This is a genomic window from Erwinia sp. E_sp_B01_1 (assembly GCF_036865545.1).
Taxonomy (GTDB): Bacteria; Pseudomonadota; Gammaproteobacteria; order Enterobacterales; family Enterobacteriaceae; genus Erwinia.
The window spans coordinates 4,161,053-4,176,018 of the sequence record NZ_CP142208.1 but is presented as its reverse complement, the minus strand read 5'-3'; the positions used below and the strand labels follow the sequence as shown (position 1 = coordinate 4,176,018).

Annotated in this window: 14 protein-coding genes; 7 read left to right on the top strand and 7 right to left on the bottom strand. The window is 56.1% G+C overall.

Annotated elements, in window-relative coordinates:
- Positions 1–452 precede the first annotated feature (452 nt).
- Together VRC33_RS19435 and VRC33_RS19430 are read left to right on the top strand one after the other, a co-directional pair.
- Complete coding sequence (locus VRC33_RS19435; protein WP_338558481.1) at positions 453–806, top strand: DUF2778 domain-containing protein; 354 nt, start codon at positions 453–455, stop codon at positions 804–806.
- 127 nt (positions 807–933) lie between these two features.
- A complete protein-coding gene (locus tag VRC33_RS19430) occupies positions 934–1,173 on the top strand; it encodes a hypothetical protein (RefSeq protein WP_338558478.1) in 240 nt (79 codons plus the stop codon).
- 74 nt (positions 1,174–1,247) lie between these two features.
- On the opposite strand, the gene VRC33_RS19425 is transcribed toward VRC33_RS19430, so the two are convergent.
- Both VRC33_RS19425 and VRC33_RS19420 read right to left on the bottom strand, forming a co-directional pair.
- Positions 1,248–2,573, bottom strand: coding sequence for an MFS transporter (locus VRC33_RS19425; RefSeq protein ID WP_338558475.1), 1,326 nt, complete (start codon positions 2,571–2,573; stop codon positions 1,248–1,250).
- A 181-nt stretch (positions 2,574–2,754) separates the two neighbouring features.
- The gene (locus tag VRC33_RS19420) at positions 2,755–3,747 is read right to left on the bottom strand and encodes a LacI family DNA-binding transcriptional regulator (protein WP_338558473.1); all 993 of its coding nucleotides are present in this window, start codon (positions 3,745–3,747) and stop codon (positions 2,755–2,757) included.
- A 308-nt stretch (positions 3,748–4,055) separates the two neighbouring features.
- Between VRC33_RS19420 and idnO the strand changes: the two genes are divergently transcribed.
- Positions 4,056–4,817, top strand: coding sequence for a gluconate 5-dehydrogenase (gene idnO, locus VRC33_RS19415; protein WP_338558471.1), 762 nt, complete (start codon positions 4,056–4,058; stop codon positions 4,815–4,817).
- 237 nt (positions 4,818–5,054) lie between these two features.
- Here the strand turns inward: idnO and VRC33_RS19410 are convergent, their stop codons facing one another.
- The 3 genes from VRC33_RS19410 to VRC33_RS19400 are packed head-to-tail and all read right to left on the bottom strand — an operon-like array spanning position 5,055 to position 8,704.
- Positions 5,055–6,458 carry a cytochrome c gene (locus tag VRC33_RS19410; RefSeq protein WP_338558469.1) on the bottom strand — a complete coding sequence of 468 codons (1,404 nt, stop codon included), beginning with the start codon at positions 6,456–6,458 and terminating at the stop codon, positions 5,055–5,057.
- On the bottom strand, positions 6,455–8,110 hold the full coding sequence (locus tag VRC33_RS19405; RefSeq protein ID WP_338558467.1) for a GMC family oxidoreductase: 1,656 nt from the start codon (positions 8,108–8,110) through the stop codon (positions 6,455–6,457). The genes VRC33_RS19410 and VRC33_RS19405 overlap by 4 nt, the downstream gene beginning before the upstream one ends.
- 27 nt (positions 8,111–8,137) lie before the next feature.
- A complete protein-coding gene (locus tag VRC33_RS19400; protein WP_338558465.1) occupies positions 8,138–8,704 on the bottom strand; it encodes a sugar dehydrogenase complex small subunit in 567 nt (188 codons plus the stop codon).
- 502 nt (positions 8,705–9,206) lie between these two features.
- Between VRC33_RS19400 and VRC33_RS19395 the strand changes: the two genes are divergently transcribed.
- The 4 genes from VRC33_RS19395 to VRC33_RS19380 are packed head-to-tail and all read left to right on the top strand — an operon-like array spanning position 9,207 to position 14,102.
- Positions 9,207–10,103 (top strand): ABC transporter substrate-binding protein, encoded by an 897-nt coding sequence (locus VRC33_RS19395; protein ID WP_338558463.1) that lies wholly within the window; start codon positions 9,207–9,209, stop codon positions 10,101–10,103.
- The gene (locus VRC33_RS19390; RefSeq protein ID WP_338558461.1) at positions 10,100–11,026 is read left to right on the top strand and encodes an amino acid ABC transporter permease; all 927 of its coding nucleotides are present in this window, start codon (positions 10,100–10,102) and stop codon (positions 11,024–11,026) included. Before VRC33_RS19395 ends, VRC33_RS19390 begins: the two co-directional genes overlap by 4 nt.
- Complete coding sequence (locus VRC33_RS19385) at positions 11,019–11,780, top strand: amino acid ABC transporter ATP-binding protein (protein WP_338558458.1); 762 nt, start codon at positions 11,019–11,021, stop codon at positions 11,778–11,780. The genes VRC33_RS19390 and VRC33_RS19385 overlap by 8 nt, the downstream gene beginning before the upstream one ends.
- 24 nt (positions 11,781–11,804) lie before the next feature.
- Positions 11,805–14,102: a molybdopterin-dependent oxidoreductase gene (locus tag VRC33_RS19380; RefSeq protein WP_338558456.1), complete on the top strand. Its 2,298-nt coding sequence runs from the start codon at positions 11,805–11,807 to the stop codon at positions 14,100–14,102.
- A 42-nt stretch (positions 14,103–14,144) separates the two neighbouring features.
- On the opposite strand, the gene vapC is transcribed toward VRC33_RS19380, so the two are convergent.
- Both vapC and vapB read right to left on the bottom strand, forming a co-directional pair.
- Positions 14,145–14,543 carry a tRNA(fMet)-specific endonuclease VapC gene (vapC, locus tag VRC33_RS19375; RefSeq protein WP_338558453.1) on the bottom strand — a complete coding sequence of 133 codons (399 nt, stop codon included), beginning with the start codon at positions 14,541–14,543 and terminating at the stop codon, positions 14,145–14,147.
- Positions 14,543–14,791 (bottom strand): type II toxin-antitoxin system VapB family antitoxin, encoded by a 249-nt coding sequence (gene vapB / locus VRC33_RS19370; RefSeq protein ID WP_338564369.1) that lies wholly within the window; start codon positions 14,789–14,791, stop codon positions 14,543–14,545. The genes vapC and vapB overlap by 1 nt, the downstream gene beginning before the upstream one ends.
- Positions 14,792–14,966: the final 175 nt, after the last annotated feature.

Genomic DNA, 14,966 nt, shown 5'->3' with positions numbered 1-14,966 from the left:
TTATCGTCAGTGCCGGGTTGACCGCCCGGAAGATAAGAGCAGACCGCAGGATGCCATGAGAGTATATAATCCGCTGGATGATGATAATCTATGAAGGAAGTTATCGGCAGTTACTGGTAATTAATTAATCTTTAAAAGGCGAGACGCAATTACAGCCTGATTTTCTCACTCATCAGCAGAAAAAATCAGGCCGGGGGTCTCGCTCCGTCATCTGTTATTCAACGGCATCACCAGGAAATTACCTGGCCCCGTACCCGTCGTGCCCCGACAATCCCGGTAAAATCCTGGACCTGCCGTTTGCTGGCAGAGAACTTACACACGCGCATGTTGAAGGCTGGTTAAGATTTTGAGTGATTTATTTTGTTTGTGTTTTCTTTCATTCTTTTTTATTGCCCTCTCTTTCATTGTAATGATTTAATCCACATCGGTAATCTTATCAAAAAGGAATTGATATGCCGAGAACCTGTCATTTTTCACTCAATGGAATGCCTTCCTCCTTGCTTCAATGCTATGGCATTGGAAGCTTCCCCGCTTTTTCTGGTCAGAAACAAGGTGTTAATAATGCCAGTCTTACAGCCGTTAAAAATATTGGGCCTCTCCCTCAGGGGCGATATTATATTGTAGGTCGCCAGTCTGGAGGCCGTCTGGCGGAATTGCGGGACAGCTTTCTACGATATGGTTATGGGACTAACCGGAAGGAATGGTTTGCACTTTACCGGGCTGATGGGAAGATTGACGACTGGACTTTTATTAACGGCGTAAAACGGGGTAATTTCCGTCTGCATCCAGTTGGCCGATGGGGTTAAGTGAAGGATGTATTACCCTTATTCATATTTCAGATTTTGAATATCTTCGTGTTCAGTTACTCAAAACGAGCATGATTCCTGTGCCGGGGTCGTTTCTTCAGGCTTATGGAACAATACAGGTGGATTGATGAAAAAGTGGGTTTTGCGAATCTGCGGGTTTTTGGTGCTGCTGGTTGCCATGAACTTTGCTGTTGCCTGGGTATTACCCCGGGCTATACCGGATCTGACAGCTTTACTGGGGGAGTGGTGCAACTCTGACGGCGTTGAGCATACTGCCGATCTACTGGTGGAGTTCACTTTTCTTATTGCACTAATTTTCACTGTTTTGATATCGGGATTAATAGCCATGCGTTTACCTCGTAAATAGAACATGGTGATATCGATGGCTAACCTGACTGTACAGCGCCTGCAAAACAGAGCTTCCCTGCTCCGCAGTTATTCTCAGTGATGATGTCCGGACGCTATCTTCGGCATGCTGGCCGGGTCGGCATCTGGCTTCTCCGCTTCAGCCACCAAATCACACTGCTTCGGCAGCGTGGCGGCAATAATCCCCGCAATAATCAGTGAGGCGGCAAGGGCGCAGATAGCGGCACTTTGTCCCCAGAAGGTGATGACAATACCCACCAGGAAAGGACCGCAGAAGCCGCCCAGATTCCCCAGGCCGTTAATCACGCCGCGTGCGCTGCCCGCCAGTTCAGGCGAGGCAATGCGGCCAGGCATCGACCAGAACGGGCTGGTGGCGGCCTTCAGGAAGAAGCCACAGCAGACCAGGGCAATATAGGCGGCGACCACATGCTGGTACAACACCACGGAAGCCAGCAGCGAGGCGGCGAAGCAGAACAGGGAGATCATCACCCACTGGCGGCGCTTGCCGGTTTTGTCGCTGATTAGCGAAATCAGGTAAATCCCGGCGATGGTTGCCACAAAGGGCAGTACCGCCAGCATGCCGACGTTGGCCATGTTGGCTCCGGTCAGGTTTTTCAGAATACTCGGCAGCCACAGCGTGTAGCCGTAATCCCCGGTCTGGTAAAAGAAATTCAGCAGCACCAGCTTCATCAGCCCCCGGTTTTTGAACACGTCGGTGAGTTTTGCTTTGCCCACCGGCGCTTTTTTGCGGCGCTCATTACGTTCGCGGCTCAGCTCTTTAATCAGATACTCTTTTTCACGCGCGGGCAGCCAGCGTGCTTCTTCCGGCCGATCGCTGATCACCAGCCACCACACCAGTAACACTGCCGCAGAGAGCAGGCCTTCGATGATAAACAGCCAGCGCCAGTCAAAGGTATTGATGATCATCCCGGAGATGGGCGCGGTGAACATGCCTCCCAGCGGGGCGAACATCATCACAAAAGCATTGGCGCGGCCCAGCTCTTTCTCCGGGAACCAGTTACTGACCATAGTCAGCACGACCGGCAGCATTCCCCCCTCAGAAATCCCCAGAACAAAGCGCAGCGCCAGCAACTGCCAGTGGTTGGTGACAAACCCGGTGGCGATGGAGACCACCATCCAGGCCGCCAGCGACCAGGCGATAAATTTCTTGCCGCTGCCGTTTACCGCCACCCGGCCACCCGGCACCTGCAGGAACAGATAACCGATAAAGAAGATGCCGCTGGCGATACCGGCCATCTGGCTGGAGATCGCCAAATCCTCCTCCATGCCGCCGGGCAGGGCAAAGCTGATATTGACCCGGTCCATAAACGACACGATGCAGGTGATCAGGATTGGGGCTATTACTCGCAGCCAGCGTGTGCCGGGGATTTTTTCGTTCATCTGAAGCCCTCTGAAACAGGAAGTGAAGCGGCGTTCGTCCAGCAGGAACTGACCACCAGCTGATAAGGCATGCTTACTATTAAAGGGGTTTCTGAGTATTAAGTTGAGAGCCAGCTCACACCAAATCGTGTTAGTAAACTGTGTTACCAACGGCGTGATCGGGGAGGGGAAATCGGGCTGATTAAATGGTCGATCCCATCGACAGCCGGTAATGCAGATCCACACGCTCAATAGTGGGGACATTGTTGATCTTCTTGATCAGGATCTCGGTGGCGGTTTTGCCCATCTCAAAGCGCGGGGTGATTACGCTCGCCAGTTTAGGCGTGGTGACCTGACCAATCTCCAGGCCGTGAAAACCGGCAATTGCCATCTCGTGGGGCACAGCTATGCCAGCCGCCAGACACTCCTGAAGCACGCCAACGGCCAGATCATCGTTGGTGCAGAGGATGCCGTCCATCTCCGGATACATCTGGCGGGCCAGGGTCATCATCCCAGCCCCGGTGGAAACCGAAGAGACTTTTTTCGGGGCGATGCGCCCGGTCGGCAGGCCCGCCGCTTCCATCGCCTGGCAGTAACCGGCATAGCGCTGTTCATCGCGCAGATCGGACATGGAGCCGAAGTAAATGACGCGCCGCTTGCCGCTGCCGGTAAGCATGCTGGTCATATCAAAGCCCGCCTGGAAGTTGTCGAACCCCACATTTATCCGGCCTTCAGTTGTGGTCAGTCCCATCACTTCCGCCACCGGAATGCCCGCTGCTTTAAGGTATTTTTCCGCCCGCAGGGTATGTACCGATTCGGTCAGTAAGAGCGCCTTAACGTTAAAAGCCAGTACGGTGGCGATCTGCTCTTCTTCCCGCTGGCTGTCGTAGTCGTAGTTGACCACCAGCGTCTGATAGCCCATTGCGGAGGTCACGGACTCCACGCCAGCCAGCAAATCGGAGAATATCTGGTTATTGAACGAGGGGATCAGCACGCCGATACGGGGCAGGGCATTACCCGCGATGGCGTGATTATCCGGGTCTGGCTCGTAACCTACCTCGGCAATCACGCTGGCGATGCGTTCAGCCGTGTCCGGTTTGACCTTTTCAGGGGTGCGAAGATAGCGGCTGACGGTCATCTTTGTTACCCCAGCCAGGGTAGCGATATCATGTAAGGTGATACGTTGGTTTTTCATTCTGCTCTGAGGATCGGCCGGGGAAGCCTGACATTATGCCTGCTGCAACCCTTAAAGGAAATTGGATAAAGTGCGGGTTCGGCGCCTCGCCAGCGGACAAAAGCCGTTGCCGATCACAGCAAAGGTAACCTGGTTTAGTAACACGGTTTTAAGTGAGCCGCATCACAGTCTTGCACGATGAAAACCCGTGAGATAGAGCCTTACCCGCGCGAGCCACTGGCTGGTCATCCGGGAGCCCTTCATTTTGCAGGGTGCCACTATCCTGTGAAGTCTGACCGCTTTCGCCCTGAAGCAACGGAGCAGTAACCATGAATTTATTCAGCTTAGATAACAAACGTATTTTAGTGACCGGCGCAGCGCAGGGCATCGGCTTTATCATGGCGCGCGGCCTGGCACAGCATGGCGCGGAGATCATCATCAACGGCACTTCGGAAGAGCGGGCGGAGAAGGCGGCGATGAAGCTGCGCGAGGAAGGGTTTATCGCGCATACCGCCGTCTTCAACGTCTCCGATCCAAAGGCGGTGGAAGAGGGCATTGAAAAGATTGAATCTCAGATTGGGCCAATCGACGTGCTGTTCAATAATGCCGGTATTCAGCGCCGCCATCCTTTTACTGAATTCCCGCTGGATGAGTGGAATGACATCATCGCCACTAATCAGACCGGCGTGTTCCTGGTTTCGCAGACCGTGGCGAAGCGGATGATCACCCGCAAATCAGGCAAAATCGTTAATATCTGTTCGATGCAGAGCGAGCTGGGGCGCGACACCATCACGCCTTATGCCGCGGCAAAAGGCGCAGTGAAGATGTTAACGAAAGGGATGTGCGTGGAGCTGGCGCGTTACAACATTCAGGTTAACGGTATCGCACCGGGCTATTTCGAGACGCCGATGACCAAAGCGCTGGTGGATAATTCCGAGTTCACCGAATGGCTGTGCAAGCGCACGCCTGCCGCCCGCTGGGGCAATCCGGAAGAGCTGGTGGGTGCAGCCGTGTTCCTCTCCTCCAGAGCTTCGGACTTTGTGAACGGGCATCTGCTGTTTGTGGATGGCGGGATGCTGGCAGCGGTATAAGGTGGGATGCTGGCCGCGCGACGGGGATAAAAAGGGGAGTCCATACGGTTCTCCTTCAGACTGCTGACGAACCTGAAGCGATGGGAGCCTGTGCCTTGAGCAAAGCATCACGGGCCATGGACGGCCCGTGCTGAGCTGCCACGGACGGCGCTTTTTGCGTCTTTGCGAGAGGCACAGGCTCCCTGAGCCTGCACTTTGCCCATAGTCTGAAGGGGAGCCCTGCGGCTCCCCTCGTTATCAACCCCGGCTGCGCTTCCTGCGCCACGCCAGCACAATAATCACTATCAGCACCAGCGCGACCAGGCCACCCGGCACTAAATAAGGCTGGGCCTGAGCCAGCAGCGGTGGATGCCCCCCTTTACGCACCCACGCCACATCGCCCGCAGTCACGGTCCCGACCGGATTACCGTAATTCTGACGCACAAAGTTGCTGATATCCGCCACCTGCTGATCCGACAGTTTGTCGACGTAAGAAGGCGAACTGAAGCCCGGCATCAGCACATCGCCATCCGCCGTTTTACGCTGCACCCCAAACAGGATCGCGGAGATCAGGTTGTTGGGATTTTGCAACCCGGTGGCGGTGTTGTGGAACAGCGAAGGGTAAGCCTGATTTTTGCTGCCTGCACCATCGGGCTGATGACAGCTGGCGCAGTTGCCGCTGAACAACGTCGCGCCGTTGGAGAGCGTGTGGTCAGCATTATTCGGGTTACGTCCGCGAATGCTGTCCTCCACATCCATCGGCTTGCCGTAAGAGAAGGCAGGCTGGGTTTCACCCCGATCCCGGATGGCCGGGGTACTTTTCAGGTAAACCGCAATCGCTTTCAGATCGCTGTCCGGCAGATATTGCAGGCTGTTTTCCACCGCTTCGGCCATGCCGCCTGCCGCCTGATTTTTCCCTTCTGCCCGCCCGGTTTTCAGGTACTGCACCAGCTCGTTATCGCTCCAGCCGCCAATGCCACTGACCGGATCGGCAGTGATATTCGGTGCGTACCAGCTCCCCAGCGGCCCGCCAGCCAGCGGATGCGCGCTCTCTTCCTGCATCAGCACACCACGCGGCGTGTGGCAGGTATTACAGTGCGCCAGGCTGTTAACCAGATAGTTGCCCCGGTTCCACTCGTCACTTTTGCTGGTATCAGGCTGATAACGTTGCCGATCGGCAAACAGCAGGTTCCAGAACTTCATGCTGAAGCGCAGGCTGAACGGGAAAGGCAGGCTGGTCTGAGGATTAGCCTGATCCACCGGTTTTACGCCGTGTTCAAAGTAGTAATACAGCGCATGCAGATCTTCATCGGTCATCTTGCTGTAGGAGGTATAAGGCATCGCCGGATAAAGCTGAGCGCCATCGGCACGCACCCCATCCCTTACCGCCGCAGAAAATTCGGCTTCGGTATATTTCCCGATCCCGTCAGCAGAAGGTGTGATGTTGGTGGAGTAAATCACGCCCATCGGTGAAGCAATCGCATAGCCGCCTGAAAAGGCCGTTTTACTGCCGGGTGCGGTATGGCAAGCCTGACAGTCGGAAGCCGTGGCGACCAGCTGGCCTTGTTGCATCAGGCTGGCATCCAGTGTGTCGGCAGAGGCAGGCAGGCTGAATCCCACCGTGGTCAGCGCGGCCAGTACCAGAGAGGTTAAGCGTTTCATATCGCCCCCTTCAAACGCATCGCCATATCCTGCGCGGCTTTCAGGGCAAGCGCCGCCATGGTCAGCGTACTGTTGACCACGCTGGCCGACGGGATAGCGCCGCCACCGGGCAGCCACAGGTTCTCATGGTCGAAGCTTCGACAGTTACCGTCCACCACGCCCACTTTGGCGTTTTTGCCCATGATCACGCCGCCCATAATGTGGTTGTTGGCGTTCAGCCCTTTGCTGATGTTGAACTCTTTGGCTTCGAACAGCTGGCCGATATGCTCCAGCTGCGCATGGGAGGCTTCCGCGCCTTTACGCACGTAGTCGCCCACGTCGTAGTAAATATCGGGGCAGGGCAGACCGTGCGGATCCAGGCGGGTTTTGCTCAGCGTTAAGCGGTTTTCAGGATCGGGCAGCGGCTCCAGGCTGATGGAGAGATCCACGCTGTGTACGGCACGATAGCGGATCTCCTCATCCAGCGCTTTGCCCACCAGCCCTTTCGCCAGCGACTGATTCGTGGCGGCCACCACGCGGGAGATGTTGTTAAGAATGACTTTGTTGGCGGAATAGTCGCGGCGGAACTCACCGTCACGATAGCCGACCATACAGCTGCTCTGCGCCGGGCCGCGACCCAGCCAGACAGGCTCTTTGGTCAGGAACGAGCAGTGGAAGCCGGAGTGATCCATCATATTGCGCCCGACCATATCGGAGCTGTTGGCAATCCCGGTGGGGTTAGCGTCATTGGCCGCCATCAGCAGCAGACGCGGCGTCTCAATGCCGTTGCAGGCCAGCGCAAAGGCTTTACCTGTGGCTTTGTGAGAAGCGCCAGAAGCATCCTTCCAGTGCACTGCCGTAATACGGTTGTTGCTGTCCGTATCAATCCTGTAAACCACCGCTTCGGCCAGCACCACGGCGCCACTGCGTTCCGCGCGTTCGATATGGTGAATGCCGTTGTACATCGCACCAATCGGACAAATCGGCTGACAGTTATTGTTGCCGCAGCAGGTCGGGCGGCCCTCCCACGGACGGGTGCTGCGTCCCTGAGGGATCGGCACCAGGTTATAGCCGTGCGGGTTAACCACGCTGGCGAAATAGCTGTCGCCGTGGGCAAAGGGCACCATGTCCATCGGGTAAGGCTGGCTACGTTGAGAAGGGGACTGACGGGCAGGATCGTGCGGCCCAGCCACGCCGATTTCGTTTTCAGCTTTGCAGTACCACGGCTCCAGTTCGTCATAGGAGATCGGCCAGTCTCGCCCTACGCCATATTTTGACTGCATCACAAAGTCGCTGGGATCGTGACGCCAGCAGGAAGCCGCCCAGTGCCAGGTGGTACCGCCCACGGTGCGCAGATAACCCTGTTGAAAACTGGAGGCGTTCGGGCCGGTGACGTTAACGTAGTTATTGGGCGGAAAATAGAGCGGCGCAGGGGCAAATTTCGACTGGGGATACAATCCCTGGAAATCCGATCCGGCGCGGTTAGCAAACGGCATATTGCGCCAGTTTTCCACCGCCTGAGCGCGTTCGATCCGCAGACCTGCTTCCAGGACCAGCACCGAATAGCCCTGGCTGACCAGTTCATTCGCGACCATGCCACCGACAATGCCTGATCCCACGATCACAATATCCGCGCTGGCATCGCCCTGCGCAGTAAATACGGGTTGTTTCATGTTTTTTTAGTCTTATTTTTAAGAGGTTTACAGGCTGGCAATCAGGCCGTCGTTTTCGTCAGGAAGGGGCGCTGTCCACCAGATCGGGCCGTTGCCGCAATAGGTAGGCACTACCAGGCCATCGCTGACTGGCTGATACATCAGCGCCTGCTTATAGGCGACCAGCGTGCCGTGGTAATCACTGCCCACCGTGCCGGTGTACCAGGCGGTGACGATCTGATAAAGAAACTCGTTGAGTCCGGCCTTGCGGGCTTTGTCCATCAGGGTTTGCGCGCTGTCACCCGGCGTCAGCAGTTGCACCAGACGGTTTACCCTGGCAGTAAACTGCCTGTCGGATGTGGCAAAAACTTCATAGAAACGGGCCGCCAAATCACTGTGGATATGGGTATGTTCGGTGATGGCCTGAGACAGGGTAATAAAGTTTTTTACCGGATCGGCGGCGCTGAGCAGGCTGGCCGAAAAGGCACGGGAGGGCAGACTGAACAACGCGCCCGCTACGCCCAGATTGACCGCGCCCAGCAGGAACTTACGGCGACTGGAACCGGTTCCATTTCTGGGCGCAACAGTGGCAAGGTGAGTTTTAAACAGCGTCATGGATTTCCCTGAAAAACGGTGAGCATAAATTGAGACGAAGGTCACAATTATTACCCGGAAGAAGTGTGTTTGTTAATGGGATTTTGCGAAGGTGTGATTGATTTAGCTCTAAATGATAAATTTGTTACAGGGAAATTCCTTGCCGCTGCCGGGATTGCACAAAGTTTTATCAGATATATTAAAAGACTCATGAAATAACCCTGTTAAATAAGTGGATAATAATTTGTCTTAAGCATTTCATTATTTCAAAAACAAAATATGCCCCAGCCGTAGCTGAATGAATCTTTCCCGCCAAACTCCTGGAAATTATCGCGAAATTCCCCGCTAACCCGTGCTGCACAGCCTTTAACCATTATCCGGCAAAGCTTATCTTATTTTCGCATTTGCCCTGGTTCCGGGGCTTCAGTGAGAATGAATCAGGCGTTCTATTAAATAAGAACCGTTAGCGCTATTTTCCGAATCTCTGAGAGCGGAACTTTTATTTTTTCAGGAGAAAATCTGCATGACATTATCTAAATGGCTGTTCTCAGCGCTGATGGTTGGCAGTCTGCCGGGTGCATGGGCCGCCGATCAGAACGTCCCGACTGAAAGCACACTGCATGTGGAAGCGGACAGCACACTGAAAAGCCAGATCCCTGCGGATATCCTGAAGCGTGGCTATATCGTGGCCGGGACCAACCCGAACACGCCGCCGACCACTTTCTTTAAAGAAGACAACAAAACGCTGGCCGGGCGCGAGATCGACATCATGAATGCGGTGGGAGAGCGCCTGGGCATTCCGGTGCACTGGCAGGATACTGGCGGGTTCGACAACATCATTCCAGGCCTGAAATCTGGCCGTTACGACGTGGCGCTCTCCAACATCAACGCCACCAAAGCCCGCCTCTCTCAGGTTGATTTTGTCGGCTACTACAACGCTTCCCGCCTGGGCATCATCGCGCTGAAATCCGCTGACGTGAAGCCGTTCACCTCCTTCCTGGAGATCTGCGGAAAAACCGTGGGTGCAGGCGCAGGCACCACTCAGTTAACCCGTCTGGAAACGGCCAGCAAAGAGTGTGAAGACGCCGGTAAGCCAGCGATTAAAACCGCGGTATTCCCGGACCGTCCGTCTGGCGTGCAGGCTGTAGTGAGCGGGCGCGTGCCGATGTTCTTCGGCCCCTATGAAGGCCTGACGTATCAGGTCAGCCAGGTGCCGGTGCTGGCATTGCCGGGACAAATTCATGTAGACGATGCGCCGGTTTCCGTGGCGTTCGCTAAAGATTCACCGCTGGAGCCTGCGGTTCAGGCCGCGCTGAACTCGCTGATCAAAGATGGCTCTTACCAGAAAATCCTGGATAAGTGGTCGATTGGATTCGGCGCAGTGAAAGAAGCCAAACGTAATCTGGAAATCTTCGAATGAGTTTTGATGACCGCCACCAGGATCCCGACACGCTGCGGATAGTCGGCAAACGCTACTATGGCCGCTGGATCAGTGCCGTAGTGGTGCTGCTGTTGCTGGCCGCTGCGATCAACTCTATGGTGCAGAATCCCCGCTTTGAGTGGCAGGTGATTGCCGACAGCTTTACGCAGCAATCGATCCTCGAAGGGGTGCTGATGACGCTGGAGCTGACCGCGATCTCCGTGGTGCTGGGCTTTACCGGCGGCACGATCCTGGCACTGATGCGCCTCTCTTCTAATCCGGTGCTGGTCAGCGTGAGCTGGGCTTATACCTGGTTTTTCCGTGGCGTGCCGATGCTGGTTCAGCTGTTCCTCTGGTACAACATCGCCGCGCTCTATCCCACCATCTCGTTGTCACTGCCAGGCGTGGGCGAGCTGTGGAGCGCCTCCTCCAACTCGCTGATCAGTCCGTTCAGCGCGGCGGTGATTGCGCTGGTGATGCATCAGGCAGCCTATGCCGCTGAGATTGTCCGTGCCGGCATACAAAGCGTGGGCAACGGTCAGCTCGAAGCGGCAAAAGCGCTGGGCTACCGTCCGGCGGAGATTTTCCGCTACACCGTGTTGCCGCAGGCGATGCGTGCCATCCTGCCGCCAGCCGGTAACGAAATCATTGGTCAGTTGAAAACCACTGCTGTGGTCTCGGTGATCGCGCTGCAGGATGTGCTGTTCTCGGCGCAGATTATCTATCAGCGCACCTATCAGGTGATCCCGCTGCTGCTGGTAGCGACATTGTGGTATCTGCTGATGACCTCGGTTCTGTCAGTAGGGCAGTTCTACGTTGAGCGCTATTTCGCCCGTGGCGTCACCCGCGCTGAAAAAAAGGTCTGGTTTAAACGCAAGCCGCAGACTTACACCGCAGAGCAGAGGAGTGTGAGCAATGGCTGAAGCGATCTCGTTACGGAAAATCACCAAGCGCTTTTCCGGCGTCACTATTCTGGACAGCATTGATTTAGATATTGCGGCCGGATCGGTGACCACTATTCTCGGTCCTTCGGGATCGGGTAAATCGACCCTGCTGCGCTGCATCAACCATCTGGAAAAGCTGGATGGCGGCACTATCCGCATCGGTGGCGCGCTGGTGGGCTATGAGCAAAAAGGCCAGACGCTGCACGAACTTAACAGCAAGCAGATTGCGGCCCAGCGCAGCCAGATTGGCATGGTGTTCCAGCAATTTAATCTGTTTCCTCATCGCACCGTATTGCAGAACGTGATTGATGCGCCAATGCGGGTGAAAAAGATCGGCCGTCAGCAGGCGGAAGCCAAAGGCATTGCGCTGCTGAAACAGGTCGGGCTGGCAGGGCGTGAGAACGACTGGCCGCAGCAGCTTTCCGGTGGTCAACAGCAGCGCGTGGCGATTGCCCGTGCGCTGGCGATGGATCCGGAAGTGATGCTGTTTGATGAACCGACTTCTGCGCTGGACCCGGAACTGGTGGGCGAGGTGTTGCAGGTGATCAAGAAGCTGGCGCACTCCGGCATCACTATGGTGATCGTCACGCACGAGATCGGCTTTGCCCGTGAAGTGGCGGACAATATCGTCTTTATGGAAGAGGGCAAAATCGTCGCCTCCGGGCCGACGGCGACCGTACTGGATGAAGCGCAAAATCCGCGCGTCCGTCATTTCTTAGCCACGGTGCTTTAACCGTCGCCAGACCCAGGAAAAAATATGACCGCAACCCGTGCCATGCACAGTTCGCACTGGGGGGCGTTCAGCGTCCTCAACGACAATGACACCCTGAAGATCGCCCCGTTCGCGGGCGATCCCGATCCCAGCCCGCTGCTGCAAAATTTTGAAAATGTTCTGCGTCATCCGATCCGCCTTGCCACGCCAATGGTGCGTCGCGGGTGGCTTGAGGATGGCCCAGGCCCGGACGATCGTCGCGGTTCAGATGAATACATTTCGATAAGCTGGGAGCAGGCTTACAGCCTGGCGGCGAACGAGCTGAAACGCGTGGCCGGTAAGCACGGCCCGGAAGGTGTTTTTGGTGGCTCTTATGGCTGGTCCAGCGCCGGACGTTTTCATCATGCCCAGAGCCAGGTGCACCGTTTCCTGAATACCACTATTGGCGGCTACGTCCGCTCAGTAAACAGCTACAGCTCCGGTGCAGCCTCGGTGATCCTGCCGCATATTGTGGGCGACATGAATGAGATCGCCCGACGCGGCGTAAGCTGGCAGGAGATTGCCGATCACAGCGAAGTGGTGCTGTCGTTTGGCGGCCTGGCACTGAAAAATTCTCAGGTAGCCAGCGGCGGCATCAGCGAACACACCGAGCGCGATTATATGCGTCAGGCGGCACAGCGCGGCGCACGCTTTATCTCGGTCAGCCCGTTGCAAAGCGATCTGCCGGAGGAAGCCCGGGGCGAGTGGCTTGCCATCAAACCCGGCACCGATGCCGCGCTGATCCTCGCGGTATTGCATACGCTCTGGCAGCGTCAGTGGAGTGATGAAGCCTTCCTGGCAGAGTATTGCGTGGGCTGGGACCGGCTGGTGGCCTATTTCAACGGCGAAGAGGACGGACAGGTGCGGGATGCCGCCTGGGCTGCGGAAATCTGCGGTATTCCGGCAGAACGCATCGAAGCACTGACCGGGCAACTTCATCATCGCCGGGTCATTGTCACCGTGGCGCACTCGCTGCAACGTGCCCAGCATGGCGAACAGCCGGTGTGGCTGGGACTGGTGCTGGCGGCAGCGCTGGGCCAGCCCGGCCTGCCGGGAGGCGGCTACGCCTATGCGCTTGGCGCGCTGGGCCATTACGGCAAGCAACACAATGTGGTCTCTTTCCCGGCGTTGCCGCAGGGCCAGAATGGCATTGACCGCCTGATCCCGGTGGCGCGTATTTCAGACATGCTGCTGCATCCGGGCGAAAAGTTTCGCTACAACGGCCGCACCCTGACGTACCCGCACATCAAACTGGCCTGGTGGGCTGGCGGCAATCCGTTCCATCATCATCAGGATCTGGCACGGTTGCGTCAGGCGTTTAATACTCTGGATACGCTGATTGTTCATGAGATTGCCTGGACATCCACTGCCCGCCATGCGGATTTGGTGTTTCCAGCCACCCTGACGCTGGAGCGCGAAGACGTGGGCGGTGCGCCTACCGACCGGCATCTGTTTGCCATGCAGCGTGTGGCAGAGCCTTATGGCGAAGCCAGAGACGATTACACCATCTTTGGCGAGCTGGCTCGCAGGCTGGGAAAAGAGCAGGCGTTTACCGAAGGGCGAACGGCCAGGGAGTGGCAGGCGCATCTCTATCTCCAGCTTCAGCAGAAGCTGGAGAAGCAGGGCGTTATCCTGCCGGACTTCGAAGATTTCTGGCAGCAGGGCGTGCTGACCCTGCCGCAAAGTGATGATGCCGGAAGACTGTTGCGTAACTTCCGCCGCGATCCTCAGCAGCATCCGTTACCCACACCCAGCAGCAAAATCGAAATCTACTCTGCCACGCTGGCCGGCTTTAACGATGCCGACTGCCCTGGCCATCCGGTCTGGCTTGAGCCGGTACAGCAACCCGATGAAGCGCATCCCTTCTACCTGATCGCCAATCAGCCCGCCTCACGTCTTCACAGCCAGCTGGATTTTGGCCGCTACAGCGTGAGTCAGAAACGCGGCGGGCGCGAAGTGTGCCGGATGCATCCGCTTGATGCACAGAAGAAAGGGATCGGCGATGGCGACGTGGTGGAGATCTACAACCAGCGCGGCTCGGTGTTGTCCAGCGTGGTGCTGTCTGAGACGGTGCGCGAAGGGGTGATCCAACTGCCTACGGGAGCCTGGTACGATCCGGTGGATCCGCAGGCGACAAAACCGCAATGCCGTCATGGCAACCCCAATGTGCTGACGCTGGATATCGGCACCTCGTCACTGAGCCAGGGTTGCTCCGGGCAGATCACCGTGGTGCAAATCCGGCGCTATGAGGGCGAAGCGCCGGAAGTCCGGGCGTTTGAACCGCCGGTGGTGACAAAAGGGTAAGTGGAATGAGGGGGGCTTATGCGACAGCATCGGCTCATTTGCTTAAACCCAGTCTTCTGCCCGCAAGCCGGAAACGCGGGAGAATTCGCGCATATTATTGGTTACGATAATCAGTCCCCTGCTTCGGGCATGACCGGCAATCATCTGATCATACGGACTAATGGGCTGACCTGTTCTTGCCTGCTCAGCCCGAAACTGTCCGGTGTGCGTGGCCGCGTGCATATCGTAATCCAGTACCTCAAGGCGGGCAGTAAAGCTCTCGATTACCGCCAGATTACGTTCAGGCGCGCTGCTTTTCTCCGCGCCGTAGATAAGCTCCATCAGCGTTATCACACTGATACACATTTGCTGGCGATGCAGGTTAAACTTTTGCCGCACCGCCTCTGGCTTATTTTTGACAGTAAAAATACAGATGTTGGTGTCCAGCATGTATTTCAGCATCAGAAGCTCTCCCGCTCCTGTATTTCCGGCTCTTCGCGGGCTGACATGAAATCATCGGTGACAGATTCTCCGTTAAACCATGCGTCCCAGGATTCCCCTACAGGTGTGATGATGCGGGTTCGCCCTACGGCAACAACTTCAACATGCTTAACACCTTCAGGCATTGCAACGGATTTCGGTAGACGAACGGCCTGACTGCGGTTACTCAGAAAACTGTAGTTTCCATTATCAGTCTCCTTTTGGGATATACGTAATGTATATCCATTATGGTTGCGCGCGTGTAGATGTCATTGGGATATACGTCCTCTCCCATTGAAGAATGAATTCAGAAAGAGGTTAAGATTCGGCGGGATTAAACCCCAGACTAAGAAGGTAATCCAGGGTAATAGTTGAAAAGTGTGCAACGTGCTGGCGTTACTGTTC